Origin of the sequence: Nostoc sp. T09, from assembly GCF_002154695.1 — a bacterium.
Classification (GTDB): Bacteria; Cyanobacteriota; Cyanobacteriia; order Cyanobacteriales; family Nostocaceae; genus Aulosira.
Genome location: NZ_MTAV01000209.1, coordinates 1 through 4,812, shown reverse-complemented (window position 1 = coordinate 4,812; position 4,812 = coordinate 1). Strand labels below are relative to the sequence as shown.

Genomic DNA, 4,812 nt, shown 5'->3' with positions numbered 1-4,812 from the left:
AACGCTACCTTCAGTTCCTCTCAGTATTTTCTCATGAATCATTCCGGATTGCTATATCAACCTACTATTTGCTTCATGTTCCCGATAAATCTTTTGCACGGCGATGAAAGAATAGGCTATCTTTTGGGAAAAATATAAAAATGGCTAGCACTAAAAACTCTCATTAACCTACAAAGGAGAAAACCTGCATTTTCGTCAATTCCGCCACCTTGGCGCTAATCTTGCATTTTTGCAAATAATTAATGAATTCTTATCCGAGTGAGTAACCACATATGTTCAATGCTACTGAAATTTTAATTGATTCTTTTGTTAATCAAATTCGCGAAGGCTATCGTCGCACCTATGGCGCATTCAAAAATGATTATCAAGATATCATTGCCTGGGCTGGTAGTATGGCCTTGGAAAATATTGCCAATAGTGACGCCTTGTATCACAATGTCGAACACACTATTCTTGTTACTCTTGTAGGACAAGAAATCTTACGCGGTAAACATATCCGCGAAGGTGGTGTTTCCAGTGACGATTGGTTACATTTTATTATCTCCTTAGTCTGTCATGATATTGGCTATGTTAAGGGAGTTTGTCGGCAAGACAAAGAGACTGAAGGCTTATATGCTACAGGTAAAAATGACAGAATGATTTCTCTGCCTGCTGGTGCTTCTGATGCCAGTCTCATACCCTATCATGTTGATAGAGCCAAACTTTTTATTGATGAACGTTTTGGTGGGCACAAGTTAATAGATGCCGAGGTAATTAAAATTAATATTGAATTAACTAGGTTCCCTGTTCCGGCGGCGGAAGATCATCAAGATACAAATAACTTTGCTGGTTTAGTGCGAGCAGCTGATTTGATTGGACAATTAAGCGATCCGCGTTACTTAAAGAAAATTACTTCTTTATTCTATGAGTTTGAAGAAACTGGGATGAATAAAGTTTTAGGTTATCAAACCCCAGCCGATTTACGTAAGAATTACGCAAAATTTTACTGGAATGGAGTTTATCCCTACGTCCAAGATGCATTACGTTATCTATCACTAACACAGCAAGGTAAACAAATTCTGGCTAATCTTTACTCCAATGTGTTTGTTGTAGAACATGACAAACAACAAGAAGAACAGCGGTATGTAGTCAATAGTTATTAGTCAAAAAGTCAAGAGTTAAAATTAATTATGCTGGCCTGAGAATTTTGAATTCTCCACAGGGGTTGACTATTAACCCTTGACCCTTGACTATTACACTATTAACCCTTGACTTTAACAAAACTATGGATTGGTGGCAACGACTTAAAAAGAATCCTTTGGCGCGATCTGGGGCGATTTTGCTATTAGTTTTCTATTTAGCGGTAATTGCCGCAGATTTTGTCGCTCCTTATGATCCTTATGCGTCACAACCCAATGGTTCGTTGCTACCACCAACCAAGATTTACTGGGCTTCACCCTCAGGGCAGTTTATCGGTCCCCATACTTATCCTACGACTCAGGGAGACACAAACTTAGAAACAGGCGATCGCAAACTGCTCGTAGACTACAAAAAACCCTCACCTCTGCGTTTATTTGTCTCTGGACCAGAGTACCGATTTTTGCAGCTCAGTTTACCACTGCCACCGAAATGGGACGAAGTTACTATTATCCCTGGTATACCTTTAAATTGGCATTTGTTTGGCACCACTGGGGAGGCAAAATTCAACATCTTAGGTACTGACGATCAAGGCCGCGACCAATTCAGCCGTTTAGTACATGGAGGTCGCATTAGCCTGTTTATCGGTATTTTTGGCGTTATCATCACCTACCCTCTCGGTTTGCTGATCGGTGGTATTTCTGGTTATTTTGGCGGTGTGGCTGATACCATCATCATGCGTCTAGCAGAAGTGCTGATGACTTTTCCTAGCATTTATCTTTTGGTGACTTTGGGAGCCGTATTACCAGCAGGTTTAAGCAGCACTGAGCGCTTTTTATTGATTGTGGTAATTACTTCGGTAATTAGCTGGGCAGGTTTAGCACGAGTAATTCGCGGACAAGTGCTCTCAATTAAAGAGCGAGAATTTGTCCAAGCAGCACGAGCAATGGGAGGTAAACCGCTATATATTATCCTCCGTCACGTGTTGCCACAAACTGCTACTTATGTGATTATCTCTGCAACCTTATCTGTTCCCAGTTTCATTAGCGCCGAAGCTGTATTGAGTCTCATCGGCTTAGGAATTCAACAACCAGACCCTTCTTGGGGTAATATGCTCTCTTTGGCAAGTAATGCTTCAATTTTGGTACTGCAACCTTGGTTAATTTGGCCGCCAGCGTTGCTAATTATCCTCACTGTGCTTGCTTTCAATTTGCTGGGGGACGGGTTAAGAGATGCACTCGATCCTCGGAGTTTGCGACGTTAGGTTGAAATTACAACCTTTTTCCATTTATTTAAACTTAATCTATTGTAAGGGCACAACATTGTTGTGCTTTTACCATTTTTGGCTACTAGCAGGCATTTAAACCAGGCGCAAATTCATTGCAGCCGAGCGCACAATTGCTGCACTGTGTGGTTGTACATCAGAAAGCGGCGAACCGAAATAATACCAATTTGAAAAATGATGGCGACAGATGGAAATTTGAAATGCTTATCCAATAGATGTTTCGCAATCCAAAATCTGTCTTGAAAAGTTTGCTACAGAGGGAAACCCTCCTGGCAACTTTCCGCAAAATCTAAAATCCAGAATTGTAGAACTTGAGCCATTCCCTGATTGTTTGCAGCTTTTAGACTTTAAATTGTTTTTGCTAACAAATTTTTTAGTTAATAATAATCTGAATTAAATAAATTCTCTCTATAGGCAAATAGAAACTTAATCTTCAGCTACTAGCTCATGAAAACTGAAAATTACTGTATAAGTTACTCTCCAGGTAATATATAAGTAAATTTATTGCCCAGTAAATCTGCTTGGCTGTCGTAACATTTCTTAAAATATATTCTGATAGTTTGGAGAGCTAACTTTACTATTTCAACTTTAGATATAAAAAAGATTAATTGTTTAGAACATCTAACTTTAGGGTGAGATAAATCTGACTATTTTTATATTTCATTTAGATTAAGTAAAGGTTAATCTAGATTGATAAACCCAAATCAGAAGTTAAAAAATTGAACCAGACAATAGGTTTAGTTGGTATTTAATACCATGTAATATCCAATTACTTAATTGTAGATAAATTTTCTGCAACGTTAATAGCTGACATACATTTAATTTGCAATTTATGCAATTAAATTGTTAGCAGTGATTCAATATTGACTACCGAGCCAACTAAAAATTTTATATACCAGTATTTTGTTACCCAGACTATGACTAGTTCGTAGTCAGCTACTGCTTTCAAAGTTGGTTTGACAAACTACGAATTAGACATTTTTTGGGTATTGTTATTGGCTGATGCACAAACAGTGACAGATGCTTTGGCGTAGTAACATTTCTACAGAAAATTTAAGTAGGTTGGCTGACACTAGCTCCAACTCAAATACTCACTCTCCACTAGTTCAAAACTAGAGGACTTTTTCTGTGGCGATGTAATAACAAAATAAATGATTTTTTGCATGAAGAGGAGCTATAAATCTAGCTCAACCTATTAGCAATAGGAATTTCGCAGGGGGCAAATATAAAATGACTATCGTACTAGCAGGAGACATTGGCGGTACCAAAACAATTTTACAGTTGGTCAAATCAGAACAGCAAAAAACAGTTCAGGGCTTACCTAAGCAAACTACCTTGTTCGAGCAGACATACGCTAGTCAGGAATTTCCCGATCTAGTGCCGATGGTACGTAAATTTCTAGCAGCAGCCCAACAGCTTGGAGGTCAGCTTACTCCAGAAAAAGCCTGCTTCGGGATTGCGGGCCCGGTAGTTAACAATACCTCTAAGCTAACCAACTTAAGTTGGGTCTTAGAGGCTGGCCGCCTCAAGCAAGAGTTAGAGGTGCCCTTGGTTACTTTAATCAATGACTTTGTTGCTGTTGGTTATGGGGTCTTGGGTATGTCTGAGCAAGATTTGCATACTCTCCAGCCCGGTACACCTGATGCAAATGCCCCGATCGCAGTTATCGGAGCAGGGACAGGTTTAGGACAAGGGTTTGTGATTCCGCAAGCTGGACGTTATCGAGTGTTCGCTACTGAAGGTGGTCATGTAGACTTTGCCCCACAGTCAGAACTGGAGTTTCAGTTATTGCGATACCTATTGGAGAAATACAACATTAACCGGGTTTCTGTGGAGCGCGTAGTTTCGGGAATGGGAATTGTCGCAATTTACCAGTTTCTGCGCGATCGCCAGATTTATCAAGAATCTCCTACCTTGGCTGAAGTCTTCAAAATTTGGGAGCAAGAAATTGGCAAGGAACACAAAACTGTCGATTTAGCTGCGGAAATCTCTAAAGCTGCAATCAAACAGCAGGATTACCTCTGTCAACAAACAATGAAGTTGTTTGTGCAGGCTTATGGTGCAGAAGCCGGAAACCTGGCGCTCAAACTCCTGCCTTACGGAGGGCTGTATGTTGCAGGTGGTATTGCTATCAAAATTTTACCCTTGATGCAGCAAGGGAATTTTATGCAAGCATTCTTGGACAAAGGGCGGATGAATTCTCTATTGAAGCAGATGCCTGTTCATATTGTCTTAAATCGCAAAGTTGGATTAATTGGAGCAGCTTTGTGTGCTGACCAACTAACTTTTAGCTAAACGTGTTGAAGATTAGCCGTGTAATGATTGCAAATCTTTGAGCAAACAATCTTACTATATCTACGAAATATAACTATGACCTCCACTACTACTCGTCGGAAAGCAAACACGTATTA

Annotated in this window: 3 protein-coding genes; all 3 read left to right on the top strand. The window is 39.8% G+C overall.

The genetic code is table 11. The features are described 5' to 3' along the window. The first annotated feature begins 272 nt into the window (after window positions 1–272). The 3 genes from BV372_RS31545 to BV372_RS31535 all read left to right on the top strand — a co-directional run bounded on the left by BV372_RS31545 (window position 273) and on the right by BV372_RS31535 (window position 4,696). Window positions 273–1,142: an Npun_R2479 family HD domain-containing metalloprotein gene (locus BV372_RS31545; RefSeq protein ID WP_086690964.1), complete on the top strand. Its 870-nt coding sequence runs from the start codon at window positions 273–275 to the stop codon at window positions 1,140–1,142. Between the two features lie 122 nt (window positions 1,143–1,264). Beyond that, window positions 1,265–2,380: an ABC transporter permease gene (locus BV372_RS31540; RefSeq protein ID WP_086690963.1), complete on the top strand. Its 1,116-nt coding sequence runs from the start codon at window positions 1,265–1,267 to the stop codon at window positions 2,378–2,380. Between the two features lie 1,251 nt (window positions 2,381–3,631). Continuing rightward, window positions 3,632–4,696 carry a glucokinase gene (locus tag BV372_RS31535; protein ID WP_086690961.1) on the top strand — a complete coding sequence of 355 codons (1,065 nt, stop codon included), beginning with the start codon at window positions 3,632–3,634 and terminating at the stop codon, window positions 4,694–4,696. The last annotated feature ends 116 nt before the right edge of the window (window positions 4,697–4,812 follow it).

What these genes read in the sequence shown, in the direction of transcription:
- BV372_RS31545 (WP_086690964.1), top strand. Translation starts at nt 273, where the DNA reads ATGTTCAATGCTACTGAAATTTTAATTGATTCTTTTGTTAATCAAATT.
- BV372_RS31540 (WP_086690963.1), top strand. Translation starts at nt 1,265, where the DNA reads ATGGATTGGTGGCAACGACTTAAAAAGAATCCTTTGGCGCGATCTGGG.
- BV372_RS31535 (WP_086690961.1), top strand. Translation starts at nt 3,632, where the DNA reads ATGACTATCGTACTAGCAGGAGACATTGGCGGTACCAAAACAATTTTA.